This window comes from Streptomyces sp. NPDC096079, assembly GCF_040303145.1.
Classification (GTDB): Bacteria; Actinomycetota; Actinomycetes; order Streptomycetales; family Streptomycetaceae; genus Streptomyces.
This window is the reverse complement of record NZ_JBEOST010000025.1, coordinates 94,374-107,878: the sequence shown is the minus strand read 5'-3', so window position 1 is coordinate 107,878 and position 13,505 is coordinate 94,374. Positions and strand designations below refer to the sequence as shown.

Annotated in this window: 17 protein-coding genes and 1 riboswitch; of the genes, 12 read left to right on the top strand and 5 right to left on the bottom strand. The window is 73.5% G+C overall.

The genetic code is table 11. From position 1 onward, the window contains the following. Window positions 1–125: 125 nt before the first annotated feature. From ABTY59_RS33180 to ABTY59_RS33160, 5 genes are all read right to left on the bottom strand, one after another. On the bottom strand, window positions 126–797 hold the full coding sequence (locus ABTY59_RS33180) for a nucleotidyltransferase family protein (RefSeq protein ID WP_352022816.1): 672 nt from the start codon (window positions 795–797) through the stop codon (window positions 126–128). Window positions 798–819: 22 nt separating this feature from the next. Further along, complete coding sequence (locus ABTY59_RS33175; protein ID WP_352022815.1) at window positions 820–1,851, bottom strand: iron-containing redox enzyme family protein; 1,032 nt, start codon at window positions 1,849–1,851, stop codon at window positions 820–822. Next, on the bottom strand, window positions 1,848–2,120 hold the full coding sequence (locus ABTY59_RS33170; RefSeq protein ID WP_352022814.1) for a CDGSH iron-sulfur domain-containing protein: 273 nt from the start codon (window positions 2,118–2,120) through the stop codon (window positions 1,848–1,850). Before ABTY59_RS33170 ends, ABTY59_RS33175 begins: the two co-directional genes overlap by 4 nt. Before the next feature lie 67 nt (window positions 2,121–2,187). Further along, on the bottom strand, window positions 2,188–2,874 hold the full coding sequence (locus tag ABTY59_RS33165) for a HemK2/MTQ2 family protein methyltransferase (RefSeq protein WP_352022813.1): 687 nt from the start codon (window positions 2,872–2,874) through the stop codon (window positions 2,188–2,190). Between the two features lie 4 nt (window positions 2,875–2,878). Continuing rightward, window positions 2,879–3,997, bottom strand: a complete 1,119-nt coding sequence (locus tag ABTY59_RS33160; protein ID WP_352022812.1) for a carboxylate-amine ligase — start codon at window positions 3,995–3,997, stop codon at window positions 2,879–2,881. A gap of 255 nt (window positions 3,998–4,252) precedes the next feature. Here ABTY59_RS33160 and ABTY59_RS33155 point away from each other — a divergent pair, with 255 nt between their 5' ends. From ABTY59_RS33155 to ABTY59_RS33100, 12 genes are all read left to right on the top strand, one after another. Further along, a complete protein-coding gene (locus ABTY59_RS33155; protein ID WP_352022811.1) occupies window positions 4,253–4,930 on the top strand; it encodes an HAD family hydrolase in 678 nt (225 codons plus the stop codon). A 115-nt stretch (window positions 4,931–5,045) separates the two neighbouring features. Continuing rightward, entirely contained in the window at window positions 5,046–5,297 is a 252-nt protein-coding gene (locus tag ABTY59_RS33150; protein WP_352022810.1) for a hypothetical protein, read from the top strand. Continuing rightward, a complete protein-coding gene (locus tag ABTY59_RS33145) occupies window positions 5,294–6,094 on the top strand; it encodes a metallophosphoesterase family protein (protein ID WP_352022809.1) in 801 nt (266 codons plus the stop codon). The genes ABTY59_RS33150 and ABTY59_RS33145 overlap by 4 nt, the downstream gene beginning before the upstream one ends. Window positions 6,095–6,160: 66 nt before the next feature. After that, window positions 6,161–7,117, top strand: a complete 957-nt coding sequence (locus ABTY59_RS33140; RefSeq protein WP_352022808.1) for a TIGR03557 family F420-dependent LLM class oxidoreductase — start codon at window positions 6,161–6,163, stop codon at window positions 7,115–7,117. Window positions 7,118–7,310: 193 nt separating this feature from the next. Continuing rightward, entirely contained in the window at window positions 7,311–7,967 is a 657-nt protein-coding gene (locus ABTY59_RS33135; RefSeq protein WP_352022807.1) for a deoxynucleoside kinase, read from the top strand. 83 nt (window positions 7,968–8,050) lie between these two features. Beyond that, window positions 8,051–9,280: a hypothetical protein gene (locus ABTY59_RS33130; protein ID WP_352022806.1), complete on the top strand. Its 1,230-nt coding sequence runs from the start codon at window positions 8,051–8,053 to the stop codon at window positions 9,278–9,280. Next, window positions 9,264–10,034, top strand: a complete 771-nt coding sequence (locus ABTY59_RS33125; RefSeq protein WP_352022805.1) for an alpha-ketoglutarate-dependent dioxygenase AlkB — start codon at window positions 9,264–9,266, stop codon at window positions 10,032–10,034. Before ABTY59_RS33130 ends, ABTY59_RS33125 begins: the two co-directional genes overlap by 17 nt. A 14-nt stretch (window positions 10,035–10,048) precedes the next feature. Beyond that, window positions 10,049–11,041, top strand: coding sequence for a dihydroxyacetone kinase subunit DhaK (dhaK, locus tag ABTY59_RS33120; RefSeq protein WP_352022804.1), 993 nt, complete (start codon window positions 10,049–10,051; stop codon window positions 11,039–11,041). Between the two features lie 67 nt (window positions 11,042–11,108). Further along, window positions 11,109–11,690, top strand: a complete 582-nt coding sequence (gene dhaL, locus ABTY59_RS33115; RefSeq protein WP_352022820.1) for a dihydroxyacetone kinase subunit DhaL — start codon at window positions 11,109–11,111, stop codon at window positions 11,688–11,690. Next, window positions 11,687–12,094 (top strand): PTS-dependent dihydroxyacetone kinase phosphotransferase subunit DhaM, encoded by a 408-nt coding sequence (locus tag ABTY59_RS33110; protein ID WP_352022803.1) that lies wholly within the window; start codon window positions 11,687–11,689, stop codon window positions 12,092–12,094. Before dhaL ends, ABTY59_RS33110 begins: the two co-directional genes overlap by 4 nt. A gap of 78 nt (window positions 12,095–12,172) precedes the next feature. Continuing rightward, window positions 12,173–12,378: riboswitch (cobalamin riboswitch) on the top strand. 29 nt (window positions 12,379–12,407) lie between these two features. Next, window positions 12,408–13,106 (top strand): energy-coupling factor ABC transporter permease, encoded by a 699-nt coding sequence (locus ABTY59_RS33105; RefSeq protein WP_352022802.1) that lies wholly within the window; start codon window positions 12,408–12,410, stop codon window positions 13,104–13,106. Next, the gene (locus tag ABTY59_RS33100) at window positions 13,103–13,504 is read left to right on the top strand and encodes an energy-coupling factor ABC transporter substrate-binding protein (protein ID WP_352022801.1); all 402 of its coding nucleotides are present in this window, start codon (window positions 13,103–13,105) and stop codon (window positions 13,502–13,504) included. Before ABTY59_RS33105 ends, ABTY59_RS33100 begins: the two co-directional genes overlap by 4 nt. Window position 13,505 lies beyond the last annotated feature (1 nt).

The following is a 13,505-nucleotide window of genomic DNA, read 5'->3' as shown; positions in this document are numbered from 1 at the left end:
CACCGGCCTGAGCCTCACGCGCTCAGCGGTTTGAAGGTTTTTCCCCATGCCGTCCCGGGGACGGCCGCCGCCGGCGTGCGGGGGCGTTCACGAGGTCACGTTCCGCCGCGGACGGGCGCGGGCGTTCACGGGGCGTTCCGCCGGGGAAGGACGTCGAGCAGTTCCAGCAGGTACAGGAAGGCCTCGGCCATCGGGGCTCCGACGGTCTCCTCCCGCACCCGCTCCCAGGCGATCCGTTCGCGCAGGCCCCGTGCCATCGGCAGCAGGGGGCCGAAGTCGCAGTGGTGCTCGGACAGCGCGAGGAGACGGCAGGCCATGAGGTCGGTCGGGGCGAGCACCGGCATGTGGACGGAGTCCACCGGGAGCGTCTGGGCGCGGGCGAGGAGTTCGGGCGTGACCGGCCGCCCGGCGAGCGAGAAGATCAGGTCGATCTCCTCGCCGCCCGCACGGGCCTTCACGAGCCAGTCCTCGGGCGGGTCGACGATCCGTATCCCGCGCTCCCTCAGGGACGCCGTGACGGCGTCGGCGTCCTCGCGCAGGAGCGCGAAGTCCGTGTCGTGCTGGAGCCGGACGGGGATGCCGTGCGCGTACGCGGCGACGCTGCCCACCAGGGCGAACGGACATCCCGAGGCCTTCAGTACGGCCCCGACCTCCTTGGTCGTCTCCAGGATCGCCTGCGTGTGGTCGGGCGGCAGGTCGACGGTCGGTGAGTCGCCGTCCCCGGCCCGCGAGGCGTACGGGGAGGGTGCCGATCCGTTCACCGGCGGCCGCGCGGCCGGGTCTTCCGCGAGCTTCATCGTGCGCTCCTCTCCCGCGCGCTCACCGCTCGCCTCCCGGCGGCTGCGGCAGGGGCGCGCGCAGGGCGCTCTCGCCCCGGGACCAGGCCCGCAGCACGTGGTCGCCGAGCCGGTCCTCCACGAGGCACGTCGCGGCGATGCCGAAGGCGACCTCGGGCGCGAGGGCGGGCTCCTCCTCCAGGAGTCCGCCGACGACCTCACGGCGCACCAGCTGTTCGTGGACGGCGTCGGCCTCCACGTGCTCGTCGAAGTACCGCTGGGCGGCGGGTCCCGCCCCGGTGCGGCGCATCGCCGCGGCGATGCGGGAGGAGGCGGGCGGCGAGGTCGTCTCCAGGACGGCGAAGTGCCCCACGAGCGCCCCGCGCAGCCTCCGGTGCAGGCCGAACAGCGTCATCAGGTTGGAGACCGCGAGGAGTTCGGCGCCGGCGACGTCGGTGTGGCGGCCGTACGAGGGGTCGAGGCCCAGATCGGTCATGAGGTCCGCGTAGAGCCGGGAGTGCATCCGCTCCGCCCGCCCGCAGCCGTACTCGTCGTACTCGACGGCCACCATGGCCGCCTTGGCGCGCCCGCGCAGCCGGGGTACGACCCACAGGTGCGGATCGGCCTCGCGCAGCTGGTGCACCGAGCGCAGGGCCGCGTACTCGCGGAGGTGCCACGGCTCGCCCCGGGAGCTGAGGAAGTGCGAGACGCCGGTGCCGTCGACCGGTTCGACGAGCAGGGCGGCCAGGCCCTCGTCGACGTCCGGGAGGTGCCGGCAGTCGTGGCGGAGCGCGCTCTCGAACCGGTGCTCCAGCAGGGCCCGGACCCTGAGCAGGTCGGGGTCCCACTCCAGGGTGTCGGGGACCCCGGCGAAGCCCCGGTAGTGGAGCTCGTAGCAGAGGTGGAGGGCGAGCTGGAGGTCCTCGCCGTACGGGGAGCAGCGCGCGATGTCCGCCGCCCGGGGCAGCCGTGCGGGGCCGCCGCCGAACAGCCTGCCCCGCACCGCCCGGGAGACCTCGCCGCGCGGCTCGGGCGCCTCGGGCGCTGCCGCGTGGTGCGTCACCAGCAGGGTCATGACGCCCCCGCCTCCCGGGCCTGGCCGCCGCCGCGGCGGCGGGTGCGCGGGCGGTGGCTCGTGTCGCAGAAAGGCGCCCGGAGGGTCCGCCGGCAGGTGCAGAGCGCCATCACGGGCCGCTCGCAGAGGACCACCGACCCGTCCGGCATGACGATCTCCGCGGGACCCTCGACGAGCAGCGGTCCCTCGGGGAGCGGCCGGAGACGGGGCGGGGCGGCGTTCCCCGCGGCCCGCGGCCGTGGCGCGTCCTCGTTCGGCGAAACTGACATCACACACACCGCCCATCGCGTCGGACTGCGTCGGTACCGCGCGACTGCCCGCGTGTCCGGACTCGAATCACGCCCGGCACGCGCGGATCACGACGAGCTCCTCCGAGCGCGTCCCCGGAGCGATCAGTCCCCGGGCGGCGAACCAGTCCGCGCGGGCCGTCATCACGGCGCCGAACGGCTCGGTGCGCCGCTGTACGACACGGGCCCGCAGACCGCCGCGCGCGAGCGCGTCGAGGGTGGCGGCGACACCGGAGAGCGAGGACTGGACCAGGAGCAGCACTCCGGCGGGGGTGAGACCCGGCGCGCGGGCGCAGACGCGGTCGAGGAGCAGTCGGCCGTCCGTGCCGGCGTCCCAGCCGCGCCGCGCGCCGCGGGCGGGCGCGGCCGGGTTCTCGCTGGGCACGTAGGGCGGGTTCACGGTCACCAGGTCGAAGCGTTCGGGCGCGACCGGCGCGTCCAGGTCGCCGCGCAGGGCCCGGATCCGGCAGCCGTGCAGCAGGGCGTTGAGCCGGGAGGCGGCGATCGCGGAGCGGGAGATGTCGACGGCCGTGGCCCGCGCGCCCCGGAGGGCGGCGAGGACCGCGAGGACGCCGGTGCCGGTGCACAGGTCCAGGGAGCGGGTCCCTGGCCGCACCTCCTCGTGCCCCAGCTGCGCCGCCAGGAGGACGGTGTCCGCCTGCGGTGCGTACACGCCGGGCAGGCGGCAGACCCGCAGGGCCGCCGGGTGCTGTCCCGTGCGGACGGCGGAACTCATGACGTCAGCCCCGCAGCGTGGCGGCGGCGAGGGCGTCGACCACGGCCGTGAGCCGGCCGTGGCGGCGGAAGACGGCGCGCTGACGCGCGGCGCCGCCGCCGTCCGCGCGGATCCGTTGCCACTGCTCGCGCACCCATTCGGTGTCGCCGGCCGCGTCGAGGCCGGGCCGGGCGAGGTCGATCAGCTCGTCGAGGAGCGCCACGGCCGGCCGCTCCCGGCCGTCCACCGGGTCGAGTCCGATCCCGGTGATGCCCTGCGCGGCGGCGAACCGGTGGGCGCGGAGGAGGTGCGGGCCGGGGACGCGCGGCGGGGGGACCGAGGCGTCGACGCGGGGCAGCAGCGTGGCGGCGAGACCGCGGACGAGGAGGGCGAGCAGGACCACCGTGTCGAGGTCCGCGTTGGCGTCGGCGACCCTGATCTCCAGGGTCGGCACGTGCTCCGAGGGGCGGGCGTGCCAGTACACCATGCGCTTGTCCAGCAGCGTCCCGTCGCTGACGAGGCGGGCGACGTGGGCGAGGTACTGGGCCTCGTCGAGGACCGGGGTCGGGCCGACGGTCGGCCACCGGGCGTGCTCGACGGCCCGCCAGCTCTGGTAGCCGGTGTCGTGCCGGCCGGCGTAGGGCGAGTTCCCGGCGAGCGCCTGGAGGGTGGGCAGCCAGGGCCGCATGTGCTGGGCGAGCCCGAGGGCGCGCACGCGGTCGAGCGTCCCGATGTGGACGTGGCATCCGCAGACGAGACCGTCGTCGCGCGCGGCCCCGTCCTCGCGGGTGACCAGGGAGGCGAAGTGGCGGGCCATCAGCCGGTAGCGCTCGGTGTCCGTCACCGTCAGCGGTTCCTCGGGCGGCAGTACGGGGGTGCCGCAGGCGACCGGCATGCAGCGTGCGTCCCGGGCGGCGGCGCCGACGGCCGCGCGCAGCCGGGAGAGTTCCTCGCGCAGGTCGGTGCGGTGCGCCGTGGCCCGGGTGCAGACCTCGACCTGGGCGTTGAAGAACTCGGTCTGTACCTGGTCGCCGAGTGCGCGCACCGCTCGTCGGATGACCTCCGGCGCCCGGTTGACCGGGGCCCGTGTCACACGGTCGACCAGCACGAACTCTTCCTCGACACCCATCGTCAGGATCTCCATCGCGGGCTCCTCGCCTCAGGACGCGACTACCCGCCCCCGGGCCCGCCATGCCGGGGCCGTGCGGCCCGGTCCGCGCGGCCTGCCCGGTCCGCGCGGTCTGGCTCGGCTTGCCCGGCGGACCGTTTCGGCCGGTGCGCGGCGGGCACACGCGCGCGTGTAGGCGGTTCGGCCCGCACGAGGGGGACGCTCCCGCCGCCCGAGCTCCAGTACCTGACGTCCGCGACCCGACCTCCGCGACCCGAGGGGAGCCACGACATGGACCGCGCCGCGCTCTTCGACATCGACGGAACCCTCGTCGACACCAATCATCTGCACGTCGTCTCCTGGTGGGAGGCGTTCCGGCAGCACGGTCACCGGGTCTCGACCCATGCCGTCCACCGCGCCATCGGGCTGCCGGGCGAGCAGCTCGTCGACCACCTGCTCGGCCCGTCCCGCGACCGCTCGGACGACGAGCGGCTCGGTGCCGCCCACGACACCCTCTACGCCACCTTCTTCGATCGCCTGGAGGCCTTCGACCGGGCCGGTGACCTGTTGCGGACGCTCGCGGGCGACGGCTGGGAGGTCGTCCTGGTCACCTCGGCGAAGGACCGGGAGCTGACCGCCCTGCGCGGGGCCGTCGACGCCGACGACGCCCTCTCGGACACCGCCACCGCCGACGACGTCGACGCGGGGAAACCCGCTCCGGATCCCCTCGAACACGCCCTGTCGCTGGTCGGCGTGCCCGCCGAGCGGGCCGTCTTCGTCGGCGACAGCGTCTGGGACATGAAGGCGGCGCGCCGCGCCGGCGTGGTGTGTGCCGGCCTGCTGTGCGGCGGGATTCCCGCCGCCGATCTCACCCGCGCGGGGGCGTCCGCCGTGTACGAGGACCCCGCCGACCTCCTCGCCCGGCTGCGGACCAGCCCGTTCACGACCGGTCCGGATCTCTCGTCCTGAGCCGCGTCCCTCCACCGTGCCGCCGCCCCGGCCGGTTCTGGCGGACGTTTGCGGGGACGCGCTCCGGGCACCGCACCTCGCAGAGCGGGGACATGCCGATCCGAGGAGGAGCCCGATGCGCGCCGAGGAGAGCGAGTACCGGATCGCCCGGTTCAGGGACCGGCTCGCCCGCGAGGACGTGGCCGAACTCGGTGTGCGCGTCGAGGCCCGCGGCGACGCCGTGCTCCTGACGGGCACGCTCCCGACGGCCGGCCGGCGCGAGGAGATCCTCCGGCTCGCGGACGCGGAGCTGGCCGGCGTCCCGGTCCGCGCGGACCTCCTGGTCGCCTGCCCCGACCCTCCCGAGCGGCCCGAGGAACTGTCGTGACCTCCCGCGGCGAGCGGAACGGAGTCGTCCGGGTGGCCGCCGTGGGCGACATCCATCTGAGCGAGGACTGCCGGGGCCTGCTGCGTCCTTCCTTCGAGACCCTGCCGCTCTGCGCGGACCTGCTCCTCCTCGCCGGCGACCTCACCCGGCACGGCACCGTCCAGGAGGCGGAGGTGGTCGCGGGGGAGGTCCGCGACCTCGGCGTGCCCGTGGTCGCGGTCCTCGGCAACCACGACTACCACTCCGAGCGGGAGGCCGACGTCACCCGTGTCCTCACCGACGCCGGGGTGACCGTCCTGGAGGGGGAACGGGTGGTGCTGCCGGTGGCGGGCGGCACGGTCGGGATCGCCGGCGCGAAGGGCTTCTGCGGCGGCTTCTCGGGGCGCAGCGCCGGGGAGTTCGGCGAGCGCGAGATGAAGGACTTCGTCCGCACCGCCCGCCGGAGCGCCGAGGGTCTGCACCGGGCGCTGGCCGCGGTGTCCGAGGACGGCTGCGGCGCCGTGATCGCCCTGACCCATTTCGCGCCGGTGCCCGACACGCTCGCGGGCGAGCCGGTCGAGATCTATCCCTTCCTCGGCAGCTACCTGCTCGCCGAGGCCATCGACGAGGGGGGCGCCGACCTCGCCGTACACGGCCACGCCCATCTCGGGACCGAGCACGGCATGACCGCGGGCGGGGTGCGCGTCCGCAACGTCGCCCAGCCCGTCATCGGCCGGGCCTTCGCCCTCTACCACCTCCCGCTCGCCGTGCCCGCGTCTCGTCCCGGCGCCGGCGGTCAGCCGCGCCATGAGGCCTGAGGCCGACAGCTGCGGGCCGTGCGCACCCAGGGGGCAGTAGGGGGGCGGGAGAGGAACGGGATCGCGATGACCGAGTACGGCTACTTCCTTTCGTGTGAGGAGTTCACGCCCGGGGAGCTGATCGATCAGGCCCGGCAGGCACGCCGGGCCGGGTTCACGAGGCTGGCGATCTCCGACCACTACCACCCGTGGAACGAGGCGCAGGGCAACAGCGCGTTCGTCTGGTCCGTGATCGGCGCGCTGTCCCAGGCGGTGGACCTGCCGGTGACCACGCTCGTGACCTGTCCGACGGTGCGCCTGCACCCCGCCGTCACCGCGCAGGCGGCGGCCACGTCCAGCGTGCTGCTCGGCGGGCGCTTCGCCCTCGGCGTGGGCACCGGAGAGGCGCTGAACGAGCACGTGCACGGCGACGCGTGGCCGTCGTTCGAGACGCGCGCCGAGATGCTGGAGGAGGCCGTCGGGGTGATGCGCGAGCTGTTCACCGGCGCCCTGGTCAGCCATGACGGCCGGCACTACACCGTCGACAACGCCCGTCTCTACACGGCGCCCGAGGAGCGCGTGCCGGTGTACGTGTCCGCGTTCGGTCCGAAGGCGGCCGAGCTGGCCGGACGCGTCGGGGACGGGTTCGTCACCATGACGCCCGACACCGAGCTGGTGGGTTCCTTCCGGGAGAACGGGGGCGCGGGGAAGCGGGTGGTCGGCGGGGTCAAAGTGTGCTGGAGCGGCGACCGGGACAAGGCCGTCGCCCGGGTGCACCGACTGTGGCCGACCGAGCTGCTGCCCGGGGAGCTCGCCCAGATCCTGCCCACCCCCGCGCACTTCGAGCAGGCCTCCGAGCTGGTCACCCCGGAGATGGTCGCCTCCTCGGTGACCTGCGGCGACGACGTGGAGGAGCACGTGGAGGCGGTGCGCCCGTACGCACGGGCCGGGTTCGACGAGGTGTACGTCGGGCAGATCGGCCCCGAGCAGGAGGCCTTCTTCGACGCCTACCGGGAGCGGGTCCTGCCCGCGCTGCACGGCTGAACCGGACCCTGTCCGGGGTGCTGCCCGGTCTGCTGTCCACGGTCCTCGCGGTCGCCCTGGCGGAGCCCGGGACGCCGATCGTCATCTAAGATTCATGCCCGGCCACGGGGCTGCTTCCCATCGACACGCGTCTCAGTGGTACGCGAGGGTCCGCCCCCGTCCACGTACAGAAGACCCCAGGGAGAAGCGAGGTATGCCGGTGATCTGCGTCGGAGGCATGATCGGAATCGGCAAGACGAGTGTGGCCGAGCTGCTCGCCAAGGAACTGGGCAGTGACGTCTTCTACGAGAGCGTGGACGACAACCCGATCCTCCCCCTCTTCTACTCGGCGAGCCCCGAGGAGATCCAGGCGAAGCGCTACCCCTTCCTGCTCCAGCTCTACTTCCTGCAGACGCGGTTCGCCGCGATCAAGGAGGCGTACAAGCGGGGCGACAACGTGCTCGACCGCTCGATCTACGAGGACTGGTACTTCGCCAAGGTCAATCACGACCTGGGCCGGATCAGCTCCCTCGAGATGCAGGTGTACGAGGGCCTGCTCGACGAGATGATGCGCGAGATCGACGGCCTGCCCTACCGCAAGGCACCCGACCTCATGATCTACCTCAAGGCGGACTTCGAGACGGTGCTGCACCGCATCGGACTGCGGGGGCGCGACTTCGAGCAGGACGAGAGCCTGGTCGACTACTACCGGACGCTGTGGTCCGGCTACGACGACTGGGTGCACAAGCACTACTCGGCCAGTGAGGTCCTCGTCGTGGACATGAACAGCACCGACGTGGTGAACAACCCCGCGGACGCGGTCCGCGTGGTGCAGGAGGTCAAGGACGCCCTGGCGGCCGCCCGCGCCTGAGCCGTGCGGCGCGGCCGACCGCGGACGGGCACTCACCCGTAGAGTGAGCGAAACGTCAAGTTCCGCGAACGAGGTGCTCCTTGATGAAACCGACCGGTCCCGCGGAAGCCCGCGTCGACGACACGAGCACCCTCCTGGTCGCGCCTCCGGCGTTGCGGGGACACGACCTGCTCAAGGACTTCCTCGGGTCCACCGTCACGCCGGAGGACCTCGCCTCCGGCTCGTACGACCTCGCGGGGAAGCACGTCTACCTGTGCGGCGACATATCCGGGATCAGCGGCCGGCGGCTGGCAGCGGCCGCCCGGGTGCGTGTCGTCCGGGAGCTGTCGGACGGGGACCGCGACGACACCGGGGAGTCCTGGCCCGTCGTCGGCGTCGGCCGGCTCCCCCTCCGCGTCCACGGCGTCGGCGTGTACTACCGCCGCTTCTTCGGGCTCGACGACGATCACTTCGGACGGATCCGCGCCGAGCACGCGTTCCAGTCCCTGACGGAGTCCACCAAGCCCGGCACGGCGCTGCGCAGCGGCATCTATCTGACGCCCGTCGTGCGGGACGGCGACGAGCTGCACTTCCGTCTGCTCCGGTGCTCGACGAACCTCTCGGGGCCGACCGAGGGCTTCGGTCCGACGGACACGGCCATCGTCGACGCCCTGAACCTGGAGGCCGCCGCGGTCCTCCGGGACCACGCGCCGCTGAATCACGTCCTCGCGCAGATCTACCACAACACCCGCGCCACGGCGGAGCGCAAGCAGTCCAAGGCCAGGATCTCGGCGCACGCCGACAAGACCAAGGACATGCCGGCCGACGGCATCATGGCCTTCTGCACCTTCTACGAGGGGCTGGACGAGCTGGGGCCGCTGGCCGGCGACGCCTTCGACCGCGGTGTGAAGGGGGCCAGCGCGCTGACCCGGCTCCGGTTCCGCCTCAAGGACCCGGCCGGAGACGGGGAGGGGGGCACGCTCCCCCAGGGATTCACGGTGACCCTCCACCCCGGATCCGTGTTCTTCATGCCGCTGTCCACCAACCGGCTGTACACGCACGAGGTCCGGCCCTCGGCGCTGGACGCCGACGTGCTCCCGACCCGCCTGGGATACGTGGTGCGCTGTTCGAGCGCCGAGGCGGTTCACAAGGACGGCCACACGTACCTCAAGAAGGCCGGGGAGCTGGTGCGGCTTGAGCCGCCCACCCCCGACGGCATGGACGCGCTGCGGGGCCTGTACGCCGAGGAGAACAGGACCTCGTCGTCCATCGACTACGGCGACGAGTTCCTGTTCAGCATGAACACGGGGGACTACCGTGCGCCCCGGGTCTAGGGTCTCGGACGCGTTCCGCTCGTACTCCCTGGAGATCGAGGGGGACGTCTTCGCGGAGCTCTCCGGGTCGGCCGTGCTGGAGGCCGTCGGCAAGGGCCGGCAGGGCGCCGTGCTCACGAGGCCGGACGCGACGGGCGGGGTGCCGCTGGTCCGCACGACCACGACGTACGGCAGCCCGGCGCAGCGGTTCCGGCCGGTGCACGAGCGGCTGGCGCGCCGGATCCAGGAACGCGCGGCGCTTCCCCTCGGCTTCGACAACGCGCTCATCGAGAACTACACGAACGCCTACACCACCATGGGCGGCCACTGCGACCAGGCCCTCGACCTGGCCGGCGACTCCCACATCGCGGTCTTCTCCTGCTACCGGTACCCCGAGGCGGGCCCGCCGAGAAAGCTGGTCGTCGAGTCGAAGGAGTCCGTCGGCGAGACGTTCGAGATCCCTCTCTCCCACCACAGTGCCGTCGTGTTCTCCGTCGCGGCGAACCGGTGCTTCCGGCACAGGATCGTCCTGGACGCGCCCGGCGGGCCGGCGGACAACCGGTGGCTGGGCGTCACGTTCCGGACGTCCAGGACCGTCCTCCGTTTCCACGAAGGCCGGGCGCTCCTTCCCGAGGGCACGCGCCTGACGCCGGCCGACGACGAGCAGAGGCGTGAATTCTTCCGACTCCGCCGCCGCGAGAACCAGGAAACGGACTTCGTCTACCCCCCGCTGACGTACACCATCAGCGAGAGCGATCTGATGCCGCCCGTCTGACCCTGGAGGTTCCGATGCGCATGTTGATCAACGTTCCGGAGACCGTCGTCTCCGACGCCCTGCGGGGGATGGCCGCCGCGCACCCCGAACTGACCGTGGACGTCGAGGAGCGGGTCGTGGTCCGCCGGGACGCGCCCGTGGCCGGCAAGGTCGCGCTGGTGTCCGGCGGCGGGTCCGGGCACGAGCCCCTGCACGCGGGGTTCGTGGGGCCCGGGATGCTCGACGCCGCGTGCCCCGGGGCCGTTTTCACGTCGCCGGTTCCCCAGCAGATGGTGCGTGCCGCGGCCGCCGTCGACAGCGGTGCCGGGGTGCTGTTCATCATCAAGAACTACACCGGCGACGTGCTGAACTTCGAGATGGCGGCGGAGCTCGCCGAGGACGAGGGCATCCAGGTCGCCAAGGTCCTCGTGGACGACGACGTGGCCGTGACGGACAGCCTGTACACCGCCGGCCGGCGCGGCACCGGGGCCACGCTGTTCGTGGAGAAGATCGCGGGCGCCGCCGCCGAGGAGGGCGCCCCGCTGGAGCGGGTGGAGTCGATCGCCCGCCGGGTCGACGAGCGGTCCCGGTCCTTCGGGGTGGCGCTGAGTGCCTGCACGACCCCCGCGAAGGGCAGTCCGACCTTCGATCTCCCGGAGGGGGAGCTGGAGTTGGGCATCGGCATCCACGGCGAGCCGGGCCGGGAGCGGCGGGCCATGATGACCTCCCGGGAGATCGCGGACTTCGCCGTCGACGCCGTCGTCGAGGACCTCCGGCCGTCCGGACCGGTCATCGCCCTCGTCAACGGGATGGGGGCGACACCGCTCCTGGAGCTGTACGGCTTCAACGCGGAGGTGCAGCGGGTGCTCGCCGAGCGGCACGTGCCGGTCGCCCGGACCCTGGTCGGGAACTACGTGACGTCGCTGGACATGGCGGGGTGCTCGGTGACCCTGTGCGAGGTCGACGAGGAGCTGCTGCGCCTGTGGGACGCCCCGGTGCGGACGCCCGCGCTGCGCTGGGGCCGGTGAGCCGGGGATGGGACGAGGGAGCGAGTTCGTGACGGAGACCTTCGACGCCGCCTTCCTGGTGCGCTGGATGACGGCGGTGGCCGAGCTCGTCGACCGCGAGGCGGACCGGCTGACCGAGCTGGACTCGGCGATCGGCGACGCCGACCACGGGGCCAATCTGCGGCGGGGCTTCGCCGCCGTGGCGGACGTCCTCGCGAAGGAGGCGCCGGAGAACCCGGGCGCCGTGCTCATCGCGGCCGGGCGTCAGCTGATCTCCACCGTGGGCGGCGCTTCGGGACCGCTGTACGGGACGCTGCTGCGGCGCGCGGGCAAGGCCCTGGGCGAGGAGGGCGAGGTGACCCGGGAGCGGTTGGCGGAGGCGCTGGGCGCCGGGGTGGCCGCCGTGTCGCAGCTGGGCGGCGCGCAGGTGGGCGACAAGACGATGGTGGACGCGCTCGTGCCGGCCGTGGAGGCGCTGCGGGGCTCGTGCGGGGCGGCGCGGGCCGCCGCCGAGGAGGGCGCCCTCGCGACCGTGCCGCTCCGGGCGCGCAAGGGCAGGGCGAGTTATCTCGGGGAGCGTTCGGTCGGGCATCAGGATCCGGGGGCGACGTCGTCGGCGCTGCTGTTCGCGGCGCTCGCCGACACGGCCGGGGCGGAGGGTGCGGCATGAGCGGGTCCCCCGTGGGCATCGTGCTCGTCTCGCACAGCGCGGCGGTCGCGGCGGCGGTGGCCGAGCTGGCGCGGGGGCTCGCGGGCGGTGGCGACCTGGCGCCGCTGCTGCCCGCGGGCGGCGCGCCGGACGGCGGGTTCGGGACGAGTTCCGAGCTGATCCGCCGGGCGGCGGAGTCCGTCGACCGGGGTGCGGGGGTGGCGCTGCTGGCCGACCTGGGCAGCGCGGTCCTCACCGTGAAGGCGCTGCTCGCCGAGGGCGACGAACTGCCCGAGGGCGCCCGCCTGGTGGACGCGCCGTTCGTCGAGGGAGCGGTCGCCGCGCTGGTGACGGCGAGCGCCGGCGGGGACCTGGACGCGGTGGTGGCGGCGGCCTCGGAGGCGTACTCCTACCGCAAGGAGTGAGCCCGCGCGCCGTGTGCGTGGAGTGAGCGGGGGGCCGCGCCGGGTGGCGACCGTGTTGTGATCCAGCAGGTCAACACACTAATGTCGCAGGGCCTTGGTGTACGGGAAACCGGTGCGGTACCGGTGCGGCCCTCGCCACTGTGATCGGGAGGTCCGGCTCCACCCCCGGGGGGAACACCTCGGGGAAGCCACTGGACCGACGCGGGAGACCGCGGCGGTGTGGGAAGGCGGAGTCGGGCCGTATGACCGTCAGCCAGGAGACCGGCCGGGGTGCGTTGTCCATCCACGAGGTGCTGGAGAGGGTTTCCCCACCATGCATATAGCCGAGGGCTACCTGCCCCCTGTGCACGCCGCGGCCTGGGGCGTCGCGGCCGCTCCGTTCGTCGCCCACGGGGTGCGCGCGCTCACCCGCGAAGTACGGTCGAACCCCGAGTCCACCCTGCTGCTCGGCGCCTCCGGCGCCTTCACGTTCGTCCTGTCGGCACTCAAGTTGCCTTCCGTCACCGGCAGTTGTTCCCATCCGACCGGTACGGGGCTGGGCGCGATCCTGTTCCGGCCGCCGATCATGGCGGTCCTGGGGACGATCACCCTGCTGTTCCAGGCCCTGTTGCTCGCGCACGGGGGGCTCACCACGCTCGGCGCGAACGCCTTCTCGATGGCGATCGTCGGGCCCTGGGCCGGGTACGGGACGTACCGGCTGCTGCGGCGGTTCGGCACGCCGCTGATGGTGGCCGTCTTCTTCGGCGCGTTCGTCGCCGACCTGTCCACGTACTGCGTCACCAGCGTGCAGCTGGCGCTCGCCTTCCCGGACCCCGGCAGCGGTGTGCCCGGCGCGCTGGCCAAGTTCGGCGGGATCTTCGCCGTGACCCAGATTCCGCTGGCGGTGAGCGAGGGCCTGCTCACGGTGCTGGTGATGCGGCTGCTCACGCAGTCCAGCAAGGGCGACCTGATGCGGCTCGGCGTCCTGGGCCGGCCGGCGGCGGAGCGCCAGGAGGAGGTGGCCGCGCGATGAGCCGCAACACGAAGATCAACGCGCTGCTGCTGCTCCTGGTCGCCGCGCTGGCGGTCCTGCCGCTCGCGCTGGGCCTCGGCGACCACAAGGAGGAGCCGTTCACGGGGGCGGACGCGGAGGCGGAGACCGCGATCACGGAGCTCCAGCCGGACTACGAGCCGTGGTTCAGCCCGCTGTACGAGCCGCCCTCCGGTGAGATCGAGTCGGCGCTCTTCGCCCTCCAGGCGGCGCTGGGCGCCGGTGTCCTGGCGTACTACTTCGGTCTCCGTCGCGGCCGCCGGCAGGGCGCGGCCCGCGCGGCGGCGGAGACCGCCGAGTCGGCCGGGGGCTCCGACGCGGCCGGGGCCGCGGGGGCGTCCGAGGCCGGTCCGGGTCCGATCGACGGCACGGGCGCGTAGC

Excerpts from the sequence above, each read along its gene's own strand:
- dhaL (WP_352022820.1), top strand. The coding sequence starts at position 11,109 with ATGACGGCGGTGGCCGAGCTCGTCGACCGCGAGGCGGACCGGCTGACC.
- ABTY59_RS33150 (WP_352022810.1), top strand. The coding sequence starts at position 5,046 with ATGCGCGCCGAGGAGAGCGAGTACCGGATCGCCCGGTTCAGGGACCGG.
- ABTY59_RS33100 (WP_352022801.1), top strand. The coding sequence starts at position 13,103 with ATGAGCCGCAACACGAAGATCAACGCGCTGCTGCTGCTCCTGGTCGCC.
- ABTY59_RS33175 (WP_352022815.1), bottom strand. The coding sequence starts at position 1,851 with ATGACCCTGCTGGTGACGCACCACGCGGCAGCGCCCGAGGCGCCCGAG.
- ABTY59_RS33160 (WP_352022812.1), bottom strand. The coding sequence starts at position 3,997 with ATGGAGATCCTGACGATGGGTGTCGAGGAAGAGTTCGTGCTGGTCGAC.
- ABTY59_RS33130 (WP_352022806.1), top strand. The coding sequence starts at position 8,051 with ATGAAACCGACCGGTCCCGCGGAAGCCCGCGTCGACGACACGAGCACC.
- ABTY59_RS33165 (WP_352022813.1), bottom strand. The coding sequence starts at position 2,874 with ATGAGTTCCGCCGTCCGCACGGGACAGCACCCGGCGGCCCTGCGGGTC.
- ABTY59_RS33135 (WP_352022807.1), top strand. The coding sequence starts at position 7,311 with ATGCCGGTGATCTGCGTCGGAGGCATGATCGGAATCGGCAAGACGAGT.
- ABTY59_RS33155 (WP_352022811.1), top strand. The coding sequence starts at position 4,253 with ATGGACCGCGCCGCGCTCTTCGACATCGACGGAACCCTCGTCGACACC.
- ABTY59_RS33180 (WP_352022816.1), bottom strand. The coding sequence starts at position 797 with ATGAAGCTCGCGGAAGACCCGGCCGCGCGGCCGCCGGTGAACGGATCG.
- ABTY59_RS33105 (WP_352022802.1), top strand. The coding sequence starts at position 12,408 with ATGCATATAGCCGAGGGCTACCTGCCCCCTGTGCACGCCGCGGCCTGG.
- ABTY59_RS33170 (WP_352022814.1), bottom strand. The coding sequence starts at position 2,120 with ATGTCAGTTTCGCCGAACGAGGACGCGCCACGGCCGCGGGCCGCGGGG.
- dhaK (WP_352022804.1), top strand. The coding sequence starts at position 10,049 with ATGCGCATGTTGATCAACGTTCCGGAGACCGTCGTCTCCGACGCCCTG.
- ABTY59_RS33140 (WP_352022808.1), top strand. The coding sequence starts at position 6,161 with ATGACCGAGTACGGCTACTTCCTTTCGTGTGAGGAGTTCACGCCCGGG.
- ABTY59_RS33110 (WP_352022803.1), top strand. The coding sequence starts at position 11,687 with ATGAGCGGGTCCCCCGTGGGCATCGTGCTCGTCTCGCACAGCGCGGCG.